The sequence below is a fragment of the Blautia sp. AF17-9LB genome (assembly GCF_003479185.1).
GTDB lineage: Bacteria > Bacillota > Clostridia > Lachnospirales > Lachnospiraceae > Fusicatenibacter > Fusicatenibacter saccharivorans.
The window spans coordinates 153812-169688 of sequence record NZ_QUGU01000003.1 but is presented as its reverse complement, the minus strand read 5'-3'; the positions used below and the strand labels follow the sequence as shown (position 1 = coordinate 169688).

12 protein-coding genes are annotated in these 15877 nt (G+C 49.9%); all 12 read right to left on the bottom strand.

The genetic code is table 11. The features are described from left to right. Positions 1-60: 60 nt before the first annotated feature. Positions 61-1641, bottom strand: coding sequence for a cardiolipin synthase (gene cls, locus DWX00_RS04980; RefSeq protein WP_055226404.1), 1581 nt, complete (start codon positions 1639-1641; stop codon positions 61-63). A gap of 94 nt (positions 1642-1735) precedes the next feature. Then, the gene (gene rpsU / locus DWX00_RS04975) at positions 1736-1912 is read right to left on the bottom strand and encodes a 30S ribosomal protein S21 (protein WP_004222305.1); all 177 of its coding nucleotides are present in this window, start codon (positions 1910-1912) and stop codon (positions 1736-1738) included. 205 nt (positions 1913-2117) lie between these two features. Next, positions 2118-4757: an alanine--tRNA ligase gene (gene alaS, locus DWX00_RS04970; protein WP_118594747.1), complete on the bottom strand. Its 2640-nt coding sequence runs from the start codon at positions 4755-4757 to the stop codon at positions 2118-2120. A 78-nt stretch (positions 4758-4835) separates the two neighbouring features. Further along, the gene (tyrS, locus tag DWX00_RS04965) at positions 4836-6059 is read right to left on the bottom strand and encodes a tyrosine--tRNA ligase (RefSeq protein WP_022462314.1); all 1224 of its coding nucleotides are present in this window, start codon (positions 6057-6059) and stop codon (positions 4836-4838) included. A 453-nt stretch (positions 6060-6512) separates the two neighbouring features. Then, positions 6513-7157 carry a precorrin-8X methylmutase gene (locus DWX00_RS04960; RefSeq protein WP_055218068.1) on the bottom strand — a complete coding sequence of 215 codons (645 nt, stop codon included), beginning with the start codon at positions 7155-7157 and terminating at the stop codon, positions 6513-6515. A 2-nt stretch (positions 7158-7159) separates the two neighbouring features. Then, positions 7160-8671 carry a cobyric acid synthase gene (locus DWX00_RS04955; RefSeq protein ID WP_118594746.1) on the bottom strand — a complete coding sequence of 504 codons (1512 nt, stop codon included), beginning with the start codon at positions 8669-8671 and terminating at the stop codon, positions 7160-7162. 11 nt (positions 8672-8682) lie between these two features. Further along, a complete protein-coding gene (cobD, locus tag DWX00_RS04950; protein ID WP_118594745.1) occupies positions 8683-9729 on the bottom strand; it encodes a threonine-phosphate decarboxylase CobD in 1047 nt (348 codons plus the stop codon). A 48-nt stretch (positions 9730-9777) separates the two neighbouring features. Then, entirely contained in the window at positions 9778-10743 is a 966-nt protein-coding gene (cbiB, locus tag DWX00_RS04945; protein WP_118594744.1) for an adenosylcobinamide-phosphate synthase CbiB, read from the bottom strand. Beyond that, entirely contained in the window at positions 10740-12149 is a 1410-nt protein-coding gene (locus DWX00_RS04940) for a cobyrinate a,c-diamide synthase (protein ID WP_118594743.1), read from the bottom strand. Before DWX00_RS04940 ends, cbiB begins: the two co-directional genes overlap by 4 nt. Then, positions 12146-14125, bottom strand: coding sequence for a precorrin-6A reductase (gene cobK / locus DWX00_RS04935; RefSeq protein ID WP_117760336.1), 1980 nt, complete (start codon positions 14123-14125; stop codon positions 12146-12148). The genes DWX00_RS04940 and cobK overlap by 4 nt, the downstream gene beginning before the upstream one ends. Then, complete coding sequence (gene cobJ / locus DWX00_RS04930) at positions 14118-14849, bottom strand: precorrin-3B C(17)-methyltransferase (protein WP_118594742.1); 732 nt, start codon at positions 14847-14849, stop codon at positions 14118-14120. The genes cobK and cobJ overlap by 8 nt, the downstream gene beginning before the upstream one ends. After that, a complete protein-coding gene (locus tag DWX00_RS04925; RefSeq protein WP_118594741.1) occupies positions 14846-15877 on the bottom strand; it encodes a cobalt-precorrin 5A hydrolase in 1032 nt (343 codons plus the stop codon). The genes cobJ and DWX00_RS04925 overlap by 4 nt, the downstream gene beginning before the upstream one ends.

Sequence of the window (15877 nt, the reverse complement as noted above, 5' to 3'; positions counted from 1 at the left end):
TCTGCTCTTTCTTCCCTACAGGCTATGCAGACGACCGCAGAACTATGCTGTCTGTTCCGTTTACAGCAACGGTGCCAGAAACTTCAGCGCACCGCGGAGTGCACGGACTGCAAAATTTTTCTTTCGGCAGTAGTCCATATTGATCTGCTCACACTGTTCAAACGTGATCAGCGCATCCTCTTTTACCTGGGCAACCGCACTGCTGCCGTACATCCAGACACCGCACTCAAAATGCAGGTACATGCTCCGGTAATCCATGTTGATCGTTCCGACCGTCGCAACTTCATCATCACAGACAAAGCTCTTGGAATGGATAAAGCCTGGCGTATACTGGTAAATCTGAACGCCGGATTCCAGCAGGATCTCGTAATTGGCCTGCGTCAGAATATAGACAATCTTCTTATCCGGGATGCCCGGCGTTACAATCCGCACATCGACTCCGCGCTTTGCCGCCATGCAGAGAGCGGTCAGCGTCTCGTTGTCCGGAATCAGATACGGGGTAAAAATATAAAGATATTTTTTCGCCTGTGAAATAATGTTCAGATAAACATGCTCGCCTACTGTCTCTCCATCCAGCGGGGAATCGCCGTACGGCTGCACAAAACCGTCTTTTTTAAACGCTTCCTTGTGATAGATTTCCGGCCGGTATGATTCGAAATCGCATTCCATACCGGTGATTGTGCTCCACATCTGCAGAAACATCACCGTAAAACTCCATACCGCCTCACCATGCAGACAGATTCCGGAATCCTTCCAGTGGCCGAACCGCTCCTTGCGGTTAATGTATTCGTCCGCAAGATTAATGCCGCCCGTGAAAGCCGTATGACCGTCGATCACGGCAATTTTCCGGTGGTCACGGTTATTTAAAATGACATTCAGCACCGGTCGGAACTGATTGAACGCCGCACACTTGATGCCCATCTGCTGCAGCGATTTATAATACTGATACGGCAGTGTCGTCACGCAGCCGAAATCATCGTAAATCAGCCGCACATCCACACCGGCGGCCGCTTTTTCCTTCAGAATCTCCAGCACCGTATCCCACAGATACCCCTCGCTGATGATGAAATATTCCATAAAAATGTAGTGTTCTGCCTTTTTGAGTTCCTCAATAAAGTGCTCAAACCATACATCTCCCAGCGGGTAATACTCTGTTTCTGTATTTTCATAAACAGGATAATGCGCATAATTGGTCAGATAGGAAGACTGCCCCGCTGCCAGGATATTTTCTTCCTCGAGCTTTTTACGCGTCTCTTCTTCCTCTCCAAGAACGCCTCCCTGCGAAAGCAGAACTGTATCGTAATGTGTACGGAATTTTCTTGCCACACTGGAATGGCCGAGAATGCCGTACAGGCAGATTCCGGTTACCGGAAGCGCCAGGATACAGACTGCCCACATCAGTTTGTAGCCGGGATTCATTTTCGGATTATTGATAATCGAAAGCACTGCAATCAGGGAAAGGATCGTGACCGCATAGTTGATGTAGACAGATTTTTCATTGAGCTGCATCACAATTCCGGCCAGCCAGCAAAATTCCAGAAGAAGTGCAACACCGATAATGACCATACGGCTGGTAAGCAGCTTCAGAATCTTTTTCACGATACGAAACAGCTTGTTTGCTATTTTGTACAAAATTCTCATTTGTCACCGCCTTGCTGTTTTGTCAAAACCTGCGACTTTAAGTTACAAGTATAAAAATCCCCGGCAAAACAGATCGCCGGGGATTTTTTGCACATTAATTATACTTACGTTTTCTGGCAGCTTCAGATTTCTTTTTACGACGAACACTTGGTTTCTCGTAATGCTCTCTTTTACGAATCTCCTGCTGAATGCCAGCTTTTGCACAGCTACGCTTAAATCTGCGTAAAGCGCTGTCCAACGTTTCGTTTTCTTTAACGATTACATTTGACATAGTCTCACACCTAACCTCCCTCCAGTTGTAGATTGTGCATAATACAACTGTATGGGTATTTTTTGCACTGTTCTTATTATACCAGAAAAATCTCGTACGTCAACAAGTTTTTTCATTTTTTTGCAAAATTTTTCCCTGCCGCCTGCCTGGCTCCTTTTTCTGCCCTGCAGGCGGCAGGATTTTGTGCTGTTTTTCCTGCTTATTGTTATGCGATCTGGCCTTCCAGTACCTCAGCAGCTTTTGCAACTGCTTCGTCGATCTTCTCCGGATTCTTTCCGCCGGCCTGTGCCATGTTCGGACGTCCACCGCCGCCGCCGCCGACAACGGCTGCCACTTCTTTGATCAGTTTTCCGGCATGTGCACCTTTCTTCATCGCATCATCGGTTACCATGGCAAGAAGGCTTACTTTACCGTCCTTTGCAGATGCCAGAACAACAACGCCGCTTCCCAGTTTTTCTTTCAGCTGGTCGCCAAGGTCACGCAGTCCGTTCATATCGACATCCGGTACGGATGCAGCGAGAAGTTTTACACCTTTGACTTCGGTTACTTTATCCATAACATCGCCGAGCGCTTCTTTTGCCAGTTTGCTCTTTAAGGACTCATTCTCTGCCTGGAGTGCTTTTGCCTCTGCCTGCAGATGAGCGATCTTCTCGAGGAGATCCGCCGGTGTTGTCTTTAAGAGAGCTGCTGCCTCATGTATTTTCTCTTCCTGTGCTTTATAGTATGCAGTAACAGACGGTCCGGTCAGAGCTTCGATTCTGCGGACACCTGCTGCAACGCCTGCCTCAGAAACAAGTTTGAACAGTCCGATTTCAGCGGTATTCTTTACATGGGTACCACCGCAGAGCTCTTTGGAGAAGTCTCCCATGGAAACGACACGTACTTTGTCGCCGTATTTCTCACCGAACAGAGCCATCGCGCCGGATTTCTTTGCTTCCTCAGTATCCATGATGTCGGTTACAACCGGGATCTGCTCCTGAATCTTTTCATTTACCAGATTCTCAACTTTTTCCAGTTCTTCCGGTGTCATAGCCTGGAAGTGGGCAAAGTCGAAACGGAGTCTGGTCGGGGTTACGAGAGAACCTTTCTGCTCTACGTGTGCACCGAGAACAGTCTTTAATGCCTTCTGCAGAAGGTGTGTTGCGCTGTGGTTCTTCTCGATATTTTTTCTTGCCTCTTCGTTGACCTGAAGTGTAACTTCCTCGCCGTTTGAAATCATACCGGATTTCATGACACCGACGTGGCCGTATTTTCCGCCGCGGAGTTTGATGGTATCTTCTACTTCGAATACACCATTTGCTCCTTTGATGATACCGCAGTCGCCTTCCTGACCGCCCATGGTAGCGTAGAACGGAGTTTTCTCTACGAAAATGGTTCCCTTCTGGCCTTCCATCAGAGATTCTGCAATCTCAGTCTCTGTCGTCAGAACGGTTACTTTGGAGGTATCCTCCAGATGATCGTATCCGGTAAACTCAGTTGTTACGGACGGGTCGATCTCATCGTAAACGGTTGCATCAGCACCCATGTAGTTTGTTACTTCACGGCTCGATCTTGCACGCTCTCTCTGCTCTTCCATTGCTGCATGGAAACCGTCCTCGTCGATGCCGTAGCCCTTCTCCTCGAGGATCTCTTTGGTCAGATCCAGCGGGAATCCGTAGGTATCGTACAGTTTGAATGCATCCTGTCCGTCCAGAACTTTTTTGCCTTCGCTCTGCATTTTTTCTTCGAGCTCGGAGAGGATATGAAGTCCCTGGTCGATGGTTTTGTTGAACTGGGTCTCCTCGTTGTTCAGAACGTTGAAGATGAAATCTTTTTTCTCTTCAAGTTCCGGATATCCGTCTTTGGAGCCTTCGATTACGCTTGCGGAAAGGCGGGCAAGGAACAGTCCGTCAATGCCAAGCAGACGGCCATGACGTGCTGCACGGCGGATCAGACGGCGCAGTACGTAGCCTCTTCCTTCGTTGGTCGGCATGATTCCATCGGAAATCATGAATGTTGCGGAACGGATATGGTCTGTGATAAGGCGGATGGAAACATCGGTCTCATGATCTTTATCATACTCTTTTCCGGAGATTTCGCATACTTTGTTGCGGAGTGCCTGAATGGTGTCGACATCGAAGATGGAATCTACATCCTGTACGACAACGGCCAGACGCTCAAGTCCCATACCGGTATCAATGTTCTTCTGGATCAGGTCGGTGTAGTGGCCCTCGCCGTCGTTGTTGAACTGGCTGAATACGTTGTTCCATACTTCCATGTAACGGTCACACTCGCAGCCAACGGTACATCCCGGTTTGCCGCAGCCGTATTTTTCTCCGCGGTCATAATAAATCTCAGAACACGGACCGCACGGACCTGCGCCATGCTCCCAGAAGTTGTCCTCTTTTCCAAAACGGAAAATACGGTCTGCCGGGATGCCGATCTCTTTGTTCCAGATATCAAATGCTTCATCATCGTCCTGATAGATGGATGGGTACAGACGATTCGGATCGAGCCCTACTACCTGTGTTAAAAACTCCCAGGACCATGCGATTGCTTCGTGTTTGAAATAATCACCGAAGGAAAAGTTTCCGAGCATCTCAAAGAAGGTGCCGTGACGGGCTGTTTTTCCTACATTTTCAATATCGCCGGTACGGATACATTTCTGGCATGTTGTTACTCTTCTTCTCGGCGGAATCTCTGCGCCTGTGAAGTAAGGTTTCAGCGGAGCCATACCGGAGTTGATCAGTAAAAGACTTTTATCGTTGTGTGGAATCAACGAAAAACTCTTCATAGCAAAATGTCCTTTGCTCTCGAAGAACTCAAGAAACATCTTTCGTAATTCGTTTACGCCATATTTTTCCATGACTGTTTGTCCTCCAAATAATTCAGTGTGTCCCGGAATTTCTTCCGGGAATCCATTCTTTTATAATAGCACACTTAATTATTTAACGCAAATTTTTTTGAAATTCTTCTTTCCTTTTTTCAGAACGATACCGTCCTCGCCGAAGGCTGCTTTTTCTACGGCATATTTCGGATCTGTGATTTTCTCACCGTCTACGGATACACCGCCCTGCTCTACGGCACGGCGTCCTTCGTTTCTGGTCTTTGCAAGCTCTGCTTTGACAAGAAGGGTTACGATATCGATTTTATCGTCCGTGAAATCCTCTGCAGAAAGTTCACTGGTCGGCATATGCTCGGAGCTTCCGGTAGAGAATACGGCACGTGCGCCTTCCTGCGCTTTCTTTGCTTCTTCCTCGCCGTGTACCATGGAGGTCAGCTCATAGGCCAGGATCTCTTTTGCCTCGTTCAGCTTGCTTCCTTCCCAGGAATCCATCTCGTCGATCTGCTCCAGCGGCAGGAAGGTCAGCATACGGATACATTTTAAGACATCGGCATCGTCCACGTTTCTCCAGTACTGGTAGAAATCGAACGGGCTGGTCTTGTTCGGGTCAAGCCATACAGCGTTTCCTGCGGTTTTACCCATCTTCTTGCCCTGAGAGTCGGTCAGAAGGGTGATGGTCATTGCATAGGCATCTTTTCCAAGTTTACGGCGGATCAGTTCGGTTCCTCCCAGCATGTTGGACCACTGGTCATCGCCGCCGAACTGCATATTGCAGCCGTATTTCTGGAACATGTGATAGAAGTCGTAGCTCTGCATAATCATATAGTTGAACTCCAGGAAGGAAAGACCTTTTTCCATACGCTGTTTGTAGCACTCTGCACGGAGCATGTTGTTGACGCTGAAGCATGCACCTACCTCACGGAGCAGTTCTACATAGTTCAGGTTCAGCAGCCAGTCTGCGTTGTTGAGCATCATAGCTTTTCCCTCGCCGAACTCGATGAAACGCTCCATCTGACGTTTGAAGCACTCTGCGTTGTGGTCGATCTCCTCGCGGGTCAGCATTTTTCTCATATCGGTTCTTCCAGACGGGTCACCGATCATGGTGGTGCCGCCGCCGATCAGGGCGATCGGTTTGTTTCCTGCCATCTGCATCCGTTTCATCAGGGTCAGTGCCATGAAGTGACCTGCGGTCAGACTGTCTGCGGTGCAGTCGAATCCGATATAGAACGTTGCTTTTCCATTGTTTACCAGGTCTCTGATTTCATCTTCGTCGGTTACCTGTGCCAGAAGGCCTCTGGCGATCAGTTCGTCATAAATCTGCATTTTGTTTTTCTCCTTTTTTCGGTTGACTTTCGGGTATGTGTTACCGTCTGGGACCAAAGTTTTTTATACAAAAAGACTCCCGTCCTTTCCGATTCAAAGGACGAGAGCCCGTATCTCCCGTGTTACCACCTTACTTCACAGCTGTCTCACGGCAGCTGCCTTTGTCGGTATCCAAAACCTCTGAATACCCTGACGCTGTAACGTTCGTCTCTTACGTCGCAGCCTACTAAAAACGTGCATCATAGTTCTTCTGCCGCCCGTTTTATTCGGTGCGCAACTCCGGGATGTATTCGAATCGTACAGAACCTGCATGCGCCTCTCATCTGCCGGCTACTTTCTGTCCGCGTTTTTGTACGTCTACTTGTTCCCTTCCAAGCCTTTTTCCATGTTCCATAGTATAAACGGTGATTCGAAATCTGTCAAGACTTCTGCTTTCCGTTTTTTCATCTATTTTTAATATCCGCGGTCCTGATCCATCATATACAGGAGTGCGTTGCAGATGCACGCCGCGATATTGCTGCCGCCTTTTCGTCCGCGTGCCACGATATACGGGATATTGGTCTGCATAATCAGTTCTTTGGACTGTACCACATTGACAAAGCCGACCGGAACTCCGATGATCAGCGCCGGTTTTATTTTTCCTTCCCCGATCAGTTCATAGAGGCGGACCAGTGCCGTCGGCGCATTTCCAACCGCAATAATCAGCTTTTTATCCAGCTCCGCTGCTTTTTCCATGCAGGCTGCCGCGCGGGTGCTTCCGGTTTCTTTTGCTCTTGCCGCAACATCTTCGTCTGACATAAAGCAGAGCGCTTCACCGCCGTGGCGCGCAAGCACCTTTTTGTTGATGCCGGATCTTGCCATCTGCGTATCCGTCACAATGCAGGCTCCCTCCCGGATCGCCTCGATGCCTTTTGCCACCGCATGCTCCGAAAAGCAGAGATTATCCGCATAATCAAAATCCGCACTTGTGTGGATACACCGCTTTACAACCAGTTCCTGATCCTCTGGAAACGTTCTTCCGTTTAATTCTTCCGTGATAATTTCAAAGCTTCTCTTTTCAATCTCGTGCGGGCTTACCTGCTCCAGTTCTATCTTCATCTTTATGCCCCTTCTTCCAGAATTTGATAAATCTTCTTCATGTCGAGATGCTCGCGCAGCGCATCTGCGAGAATATCGTACTGTGTCTCTTTGAATGTCTGGTAATCGACACCGTGAATCTGCTCCATGGCAATTCCCTTATTCTTTGCAAGTGCTTCCACGATCCGTTCGGCAACTTCTTCTTTGTCGAAAATGCCGTGCACATACGTACCGTACACATTTCCTTTCTGTGCACCGTCCAGCTTATCCGAATCAGCACGGTTCTGATCATCGATGAACGTGAATGCTTCTGTTTCTTCTTTCCGCACCGTTTCTCCCATATGGATTTCATAGCCCTCAATCCGGGTTCCCTCGATCCCGGCAAGAACGCCTTCTGTTTTTCCAAAAGCGCCCTCCGCGCGGGTTCTCGTCTTCTCACCGGCAAATACGGTATCCATCGGCAGGAGTCCCATTCCTTTGATCGTTCCGCCGGCTTCGACATGCAGCGGATCGCTCAGCGTATCTCCGAGCATCTGGAAGCCGCCGCAGACACCGAAAATTACTTTTCCGGCCGCAGCCGCCTTCAGTACGGCCGCTTCCAGACCATTCTGACGCATCCAGAGCAGATCCTCCATCGTGTTTTTCGTTCCCGGAAGCAGAATCATATCCGGATTTTTCAGTTCGGAGACAGAGCTTACGTAGCGGAGTGATACGCCTTCGATCCGCTCGAACGGGTTGAAATCGGTGAAGTTTGAAATACGCGGGAGACGGATGACCGCAAGGTCAATGAGACCGATCTCCTCTTTTCTGGTGAATCGCTCGGTCAGACTGTCCTCGTCTTCCACTTCGATGTGGAGATACGGCGCCACGCCGACCACCGGGATGTGTGTTTTTTCTTCCAGCATCACAACGCCCGGGTCCAGGATGGTTTTGTCCCCGCGGAATTTGTTGATAATCAGACCCTTGATGCGGTCGCGCTCATCCGGCTCTAAAAGCTCTACGGTACCGTAAAGCTGAGCAAAAACGCCGCCGCGGTCAATATCTCCGACGAGGAGCACCGGTGCATCCACAAGCTTTGCCATTCCCATATTGACGATATCATCGGCTTTCAGGTTGATCTCCGCCGGACTTCCGGCTCCCTCGATCACAATGATATCATACTGTTCTTCCAGTGCATGGTACGCTTTCATGATGTCCGGGATCAGCTCTTTTTTGTGGGAAAAATATTCCCGCGCACTCATGTTTCCCAGTACCTCACCGTTTACAATCACCTGCGAACCGGTGTCATTCGTCGGCTTTAACAGAATCGGGTTCATCAAAACGGACGGTTCGATCCCGGCCGCTTCCGCCTGCATGACCTGTGCACGTCCCATCTCAAGGCCTTCTCTCGTAATAAACGAATTCAGCGCCATATTCTGTGATTTGAACGGCGCCACACGGTATCCGTCCTGATGGAAAACCCGGCATAAGCCCGCCGCAAGCAGACTTTTTCCCGCATTTGACATCGTTCCCTGTATCATAATTACTTTCGCCATCGTTTTTCCTCCTAAAACCACTGCAGAATCTGTGAAACGGCTTCTGTCAGAATCTGGTTTTCTTCATGTGTGCGTACGGCTGCACGGTAATATCCGTCGGCAAGGCCCGGGTAGTTGGAACAGTCGCGGATCAGAATGCCGCCTTTTTCCAGCCGTGCGGCAAGTCCCTTCGGTCCCTCAAAGAACAGATAATTTGCACAGGAATCCCATACGGTAAGACCTGCTTTTTCCAGTTCTGCTTTCATCCAGGCGCGTTCTTTTCCGATCAGTTCCCGTGCTTCTTTGACATAAGCATCCTCGTTCAGGGCGGCAAGGCCTGCCATCTGCGCCGGAATCGAAACATTCCACGACTGCATGCTGCGGCTGATCCGATCCAGCAGATCCTCGTCGCTGCAGAGCAGATAGCCAAGACGCAGGCCAGGCATTGCGTAAATCTTTGTGAACGCACGCAGAATCAGCAGATTCGGATATTCGTCCAGTTTTCCCTGCATCGTCACTTTTTCCGGCTCCGGCAGAAATTCTATGAAACACTCATCCAGCACCAGATAGATGTTACGCTCCCGGCAGTTATCCAGGATCTTTAAAAGAAGCTCCTGCGGAATCGTAAGGCCGGTTGGATTATTTGGATTACATAAAAAAACAAGATCCAGATCGTCGGTCAGATCATCGCAGAAATCGTCCTGTAAAAGAAAGCCTTTTTCCTTTTGCAGCGGATACATACGGATAAAACACCCTGCCGCTGAAAGTGCTGCTTCATACTCTGCAAATCCCGGCGCTGCAATCAGCGCTTTTTTCGGGCGGAGAGCCTGTGTCAGGGCAAAAATAAGCTCCGCGGCGCCGTTTGCAAACAGGATATTTTCTTCTGGAAGCTGCTCCTTTTCCGACAGTGCCCGGGTCAGGTCCCGGCACAGTGCGTCAGGATACTGTTCCACCGATTCCGCGCTCTTTCTCACCGCCTCTTTCACACTTTCCGGAACTCCAAGAGGATTGACATTCACAGAAAAATCGACTCTGCATTTTTTCGTGTAAATGTCTCCTCCATGTGGATTTTGTCTCATACCATATGCCTTCCTTTCTCTTTTCCGTTGTGTTTCTATCTTCTCTTTTTACAGAAATAAAAAGAGCGCGCGGATTCCCGCAAAGAACACCAGTCCGAGGAACGAGGTCAGATACATCAGATGATTTGCTCTTTTGATATCTTCCGCCTCGACCGGGCGGATGTCATCGCCGATCGTTGGTTTCTTTACGACTTTGCCGAAATACACGGCATCTCCGGCAAGCTGTACTTCCAGCGCCCCTGCCATAACTGCTTCTGTCTGCGCAGAATTTGGGCTGGCGTGGCAGTAACGGTCGCGTTTGTAAATTTTTTCTGCATTTTTCCAGTTCATGCGCTCGCATGCAGACGCAAGAATCATCAGCCATGCGCTGATTCTCGCCGGTATGTAATTGACGACATCGTCCAGCTTTGCCGCACACCGTCCAAAATACAGATATTTGTCATTTTTGTATCCCACCATGGAATCCATGGTATTGATGGACTTATACAGAAAGCCCAATGCCGGTCCGCCGAGGGCAAGAAAGAGGAGCGGTGCAATGACACCGTCCGACGTATTCTCCGCGATCGTTTCCACGGCAGCTTTCGTCACTCCTGTTTCCGAAAGATTTTCCGTATCACGTCCTACGATCATGGAAACCGCATAGCGCGCCCCCGGAAGATCGTTTTCTTTTAATTTCTGATAGACCTTCATGCTCTCATCCTTCAGGCATTTCGTTGCCGGAATCTGCCAGCACCAGAGAACCTCCAAAAGGAAGCCGATGACCGGATGAATTTTAAATGCCGCAAAGAGCAACAGTGCCGGAACACCGTATCCCGCCAGACAGACGAGGATCACGAGAAAAACTCCTCCGGCAAGCTCTCCATTTGGCGTTTTCGGAAATACCTTCCGCAGCCATTTTTCCAGCAGGGCAATGAGATTTCCGATCACACGGATCGGATGGTACAAAAAGGAGGGATCTCCAAGCAGCAGGTCCAATCCATAGCCCACAATCAGGGCTGCTAATGCTGTTTTCATCTTGTTTTCTCCTGTTCTTTCCGGTAAGAGACACACTGCTCCAGAAATTCCAGTGCGAGGTGCGGACTTGCCATATAGTAAAGATGCGGGAATCCCGCCATCATCCGTTTTGTCGCATGAATGCATTCCCAGTTCCGCTTCCGCAGCGGTTTTGCCGCATGCCATGCACTTCCGCAGTCTGTGCTGTCAAAGTAATGGAACTCATGGCCGCGCACCGGATTTCCGCCGTTCCGAAAGGTATCCTTCGTGTTTGGCGTGAGGGTGATATAGCCGAATCTTCCCAGCTTTTTTGTCCGGTAAACATTTCCCGGAACAGCCTGTACCATAGGATACACATTTCCATCCATATCCTCCATGGATTCTGACAGGTACATATAACCGCCGCATTCTGCAAGAACCGGCATTCCCTGACGGATGTTATCGCGGATCTTCGTTCTCATGGTCTGGTTTTCCGAAAGCTCTTCTGCGTGCAGCTCCGGGTAGCCGCCGCAGAACAGAAATCCGTCTGTATTCTTTGGCGGCTCCGCATCGGAAAGCGGCGAAAAATATTCGATTTTGGCTCCAAGTGACGCGAGAAGCTCCAGATTATCCCGATAAAAGAAACAGAATGCTTCATCCTTTGCAACGGCAAGAATCGGCTTCGCAGCACGCACCTTGGCGGCTGCTTCGCTTTCTGTCACCTTACGCAGGACTTCCGGCATTTTTCCCGAGAGCTCTTCTGCCCCTTCTGCAATCGCAAGAATTTTTTCAAAATCCAGTGTCTTCTGCAGTGTTTCTGCAAGCAGATTGACCTGCTCCTGCAGATTTTCCACCTCATCCGGCATCACAAGGCCGAGGTGGCGGCTTTCTAAGTGGCATTCCTTCAGTTCCGGCACAAAGCCGGCACAGGAAATGCCAAGTTCTTTTTCCGCCATCGGCGCGATCTCCCGGTACAGCATCTCTGACATCCGGTTAAAGATTACACCGGCGATCCGGCTGTCCTCTTTGTACTGCAGGTATCCCTTGATAAAGGCAAGCGCTGAAACGCTCATGCCTTTGGCATCGACAACCAGAAGAACCGGCGTTTTTGTCATACCGGCGAGATCGTAGGCGCTGCCTTTGGTAGAAATTCCGCCAAGACCGTCGTAATACCCCATAACGCCTTCCAATACGGAAATGTCATGACCCGCTGCATGTTTGCAGAACAGATACTGTGTTGTTTCTTCCTCTGTGAAAAATGGATCCAGATTACACGACGGGGCGCCGATTACCTGTTCGTGAAACATCGGATCGATATAATCCGGGCCGCATTTAAACGCTGCGGGCTGCTTTCCCATCTGCTGCAGTGCACGGAGCAGTCCGCAGGTGATCATCGTTTTCCCGCTTCCGCTCCTTCCTGCTGCCAGCATGATTCTTGGTGCTTTCATTCTTTGGCACCTCCCTGGGCTGTAAAGATATAAACCGGATTCTGGGCAATCATCAGATGGCTTCTTCCGGCCTTTTTCGCATTGGAAGCCTGCAGGCAGACGATTTCCGGCTCTTCAAACGCAAGTTTTTTGAAACACGATGCTGCCTCCGCTAATGTTTCCACGGTTACTGTATTTAATACCACGCGGATGTTCGGATTCTTCCGCAGGAGCAGTTCCAGAATCTCTTTTAAGTTTCCGGCAGACCCGCCGATAAATGCATGCGTCGGAACCGGAAGTGCTTCGAGTGCTTCCGGTGCAGTTCCCTCAATAATTTCCAGATGATCCACTGCAAATTTCTTTTTATTTTCCTGCAGAAGTGCAACGGCTGCCGGATTTTTTTCTATCGCATATACCTTTCCCTGTGCTGCACGAAGCGCCATCTCAATCGAAACAGAACCTGTGCCCGATCCAATATCATAGACAACAGAATTCAAAGAAAGCTGCAGATGAGAAAGAGACGCATTGCGCACTTCCCGCTTGGTCATCGGTACTTTGTCACGCAGAAATACTTCATCTGCCATGCCGGCTGTAAACTCCGGTTCCGGATTCGGGTTTTCAAACAGAAGAACCGCAAGCGGGGCAAACTCCATTTTAGCAAGTTCGAATGGGGTTCCTGTCACAATCTGTTCTTCCGGATACGACAGATCCGTTCCCACATGCAGCACAATCTGCTCCCAGCCGTACGAACTTAACGTCTGGCAGATTTCCCTGACACTGCCCTTTCCGCCGGCGATCGCCAGAGTTTTCCGGTTTCGGCGGACCGTCTCCAGAAAGTTGCAGTGCTGTCCGTGCAGGCTCACAAATGCTGCATCCTCCCAGGACACTCCGATTTTGGCACAGAAATAAACCAGCGAAGAAATTCCCGGCTCTACACGGACAGAAAAATCCGCATCTTCCGCAAGGACGGCCTGAAGTTTCTTTGCTCCGCTGTAAAAGCCGACATCACCCGACTGCAGAAGAACAATCTTTTCATATTCCGGGTGCGCCTTCAGATACTCGTAAATCTTTTCCGGGCTGTATTCTGCAAGCATTGGCTTCTGATATTTTTCTACTGCTTTTGTCATGCGTCCCGCACCGATCAGCACATCCGCCTGCTCACACGCGTCTACGAGCGCCAGCGTCATCTGTGCTTCTGCACCAGGTCCGATTCCGGCGATCACGACGTCCCGTTTCACGGACAGATCAAATTTTTCAACGAGATACCGCTTGACCTCGTCCTCCGAGAGTCCTTCTTCCTCTTTCGGACGGCCGATCAGAACGACACGGACACCGGCCTTTTTTGCTGCCTCAATTTTTTCTTCAAAGCCGCCGTTTCTTCCGGATTCCTTCGTTACCATCCATTCGGCATGGAACGACTGCAGCATTGCAACGTTCATGTCCATAGAAAACGGTCCCTGCATGCCTATGGTATGTGCGGCATCAAATCCAAGTTCCGCGCAGGATGCAATTACGCCTGGCAACGGCAGCACCCGGGCATACACACGGTTTTTATAATCCGGAAGCTCTGCAAATTTTGCGAGTTCCTTGCTTCCTGTTGTCACCAGAATCTTTCCCTCTGTGCCCGCCAGATACGATACCGCTTCTTCTGTCGTATCGACCATGACGCAGGATGGATCTGCCGCAAGCGACGGCCGCAGCAGCCGAAGATACGTTTTTCCTGCTTTTTCACATGCAGACCGGATATTTTCCGACACAAGATCGGCATACGGATGGGTTGCATCGATAACCATTTCCGGCTGTTCTTCGCCAAAAAGCTGTTCCATCTCTTCTTCTGTCAGTCTTCCGCTTCGAACCGTCAGGGCACCGCCCTCCTCGATCCGGCACTTGCCGTATTCTGTCGCCGTACAGGCAAGGGATGCAATCTCATATTTCTTCAGAAAACTGCAGATTTCCCGGCCTTCCGTCGTTCCGGCAAAGACGATTACTTTATTCATAGCGATATCCCCTCGGCGTTACCATGTGATCCCGGATTTCCTTTGTCTGACTGTTTCCGATAAATACCGTCGTAAACATATCCACTTTTGTATTGCGAAGTTCTGCAAGCGTCATGGTCCGGCTCGTCTCCCCGTCTCTTCCGATTTGGCTTACGATTCCGCAGACGGTTTCCGGCGCTTTGTAACGAAGCATCAGATCACACGCTTTTTCCAGATAATCCGCTCTCTTATGGCTTCCCGGGTTATAAAGACAGATGACAAAATCCGCTTCCGATGCCAGCAGAAGACGTTTTTCAATTTTCTCCCACGGTGTCAGAAGATCGCTCAGGCTGATCAGGGCGAAATCGTGGATCAACGGTGCACCAAGAACGGCAGCGCCTCCCGTTGCGGCGGTCACGCCTGGAATTACCTTAATTTCAATATCAGGCCATTCTTCCGAAAGCTCATACATCAGACCTGCCATACCGTAAACGCCGGCATCTCCGCTGCAGATCATAGCAACCTGTTTTCCCTCTGCCGCAGTTTCAAATGCTAGACGGCAGCGCTCCACCTCTTTCCGCATCGGCGTCGTCAGAAATTCTTTTCCTTCAAAATGTTCTTTTACCAGATCCACATAGACGGTATAGCCGATGATCACATCGCAGTTCCGCAGCGCATCCGCCGCCTCGATCGTCATTTTTTCATATGCTCCGGGGCCGATGCCCACGACAAAAATTGTACTCAAAATACTGCCCTCCAGTCCGCCGCAGCCAGTGCAACTGTTACACCGTCCGCTGCCTTTTTTTTCTTTATCAGTCTGCCGCCGGCGAGAACTGCGCTGCGCTCACAGACATTGTCAATTCCTGTAATCTTCCTCACAAACGGAGACGGCGTAAATTCCCCCTCCGCCGTTTCCAGTTCTTCTGCAGAAAAGGTCCGGTACTGCCAGCCATACTTTTCCACCAGCTGCAGAATTCCCGGCTCCTGCGCTTTCAGATCAATACTTGCCGCCTGTCGAACTGCTTTTGGAGAAATCCCGGCCGCCGCAAGTGCCGCAAGAACCTTTTCTTCAATCCGGCCGGCCGGTGTATTCTTCTTACAGCCGATGCCGACGGTGATCACCTTCGGGATCAGGTGAAGTGTTCTCTCATATGGCGAATCCTCTTCCGATGTGGTAATGCAGATTCCCATCGACGGTTTTGCCGCCTCTTCCGGGATCAGTTCCTCCGGTTTTGTTCCCTCCACCGGAAAACGGCTGCAGAATCCAACCGTTTTTCCGTCCACCAGAAGCGCCGCTGCCTCTTTTGCCAGCTCCATCTCACAAATTTCACAATGATTTTTTACAGCAAAGACATCGACCGCAAACTTGTGATTGACATCCGTTGCCGTTGTAATGACCGGAACCGCACCCGTTACAGCTGCAACTTCTTCCGTCAGCTCGTTTGCTCCGCCGATATGGCCGGAAAGTAATGAAATCACAAACTTTCCCTGTTCATCCATACACAGAACCGCCGGATCTGTCTTTTTACTTTTCACGTACGGTGCAATACTGCGCACCGCAATCCCGCACGCCCCGATAAACAAAATCGCATCCATTTTCTGAAACATGCGCTCTGTCCATGCAGGAAGCGACGGTGCAATCGCAGGAATTCCCGCTTCTTTCCCGTACTTTTCCAGTGCATATCCTTCACAGCTGTGTTTTTTCAGTGCCGCACAGAGTTTTTGATTCCAGGCGCATCCGTTTCTTGTAAAACTTGCTATGGCTATTTTCAT

Excerpts from the sequence above, each read along its gene's own strand:
- DWX00_RS04960 (WP_055218068.1), bottom strand. The coding sequence starts at position 7,157 with ATGAAGATAGAACTGGAGCAGGTAAGCCCGCACGAGATTGAAAAGAGA.
- rpsU (WP_004222305.1), bottom strand. The coding sequence starts at position 1,912 with ATGTCAAATGTAATCGTTAAAGAAAACGAAACGTTGGACAGCGCTTTA.
- DWX00_RS04955 (WP_118594746.1), bottom strand. The coding sequence starts at position 8,671 with ATGGCGAAAGTAATTATGATACAGGGAACGATGTCAAATGCGGGAAAA.
- cls (WP_055226404.1), bottom strand. The coding sequence starts at position 1,641 with ATGAGAATTTTGTACAAAATAGCAAACAAGCTGTTTCGTATCGTGAAA.
- tyrS (WP_022462314.1), bottom strand. The coding sequence starts at position 6,059 with ATGCAGATTTATGACGAACTGATCGCCAGAGGCCTTCTGGCACAGGTA.
- DWX00_RS04940 (WP_118594743.1), bottom strand. The coding sequence starts at position 12,149 with ATGAAAGCACCAAGAATCATGCTGGCAGCAGGAAGGAGCGGAAGCGGG.
- cobK (WP_117760336.1), bottom strand. The coding sequence starts at position 14,125 with ATGAATAAAGTAATCGTCTTTGCCGGAACGACGGAAGGCCGGGAAATC.
- DWX00_RS04925 (WP_118594741.1), bottom strand. The coding sequence starts at position 15,877 with ATGAAAATAGCCATAGCAAGTTTTACAAGAAACGGATGCGCCTGGAAT.
- alaS (WP_118594747.1), bottom strand. The coding sequence starts at position 4,757 with ATGGAAAAATATGGCGTAAACGAATTACGAAAGATGTTTCTTGAGTTC.
- cobD (WP_118594745.1), bottom strand. The coding sequence starts at position 9,729 with ATGAGACAAAATCCACATGGAGGAGACATTTACACGAAAAAATGCAGA.
- cbiB (WP_118594744.1), bottom strand. The coding sequence starts at position 10,743 with ATGAAAACAGCATTAGCAGCCCTGATTGTGGGCTATGGATTGGACCTG.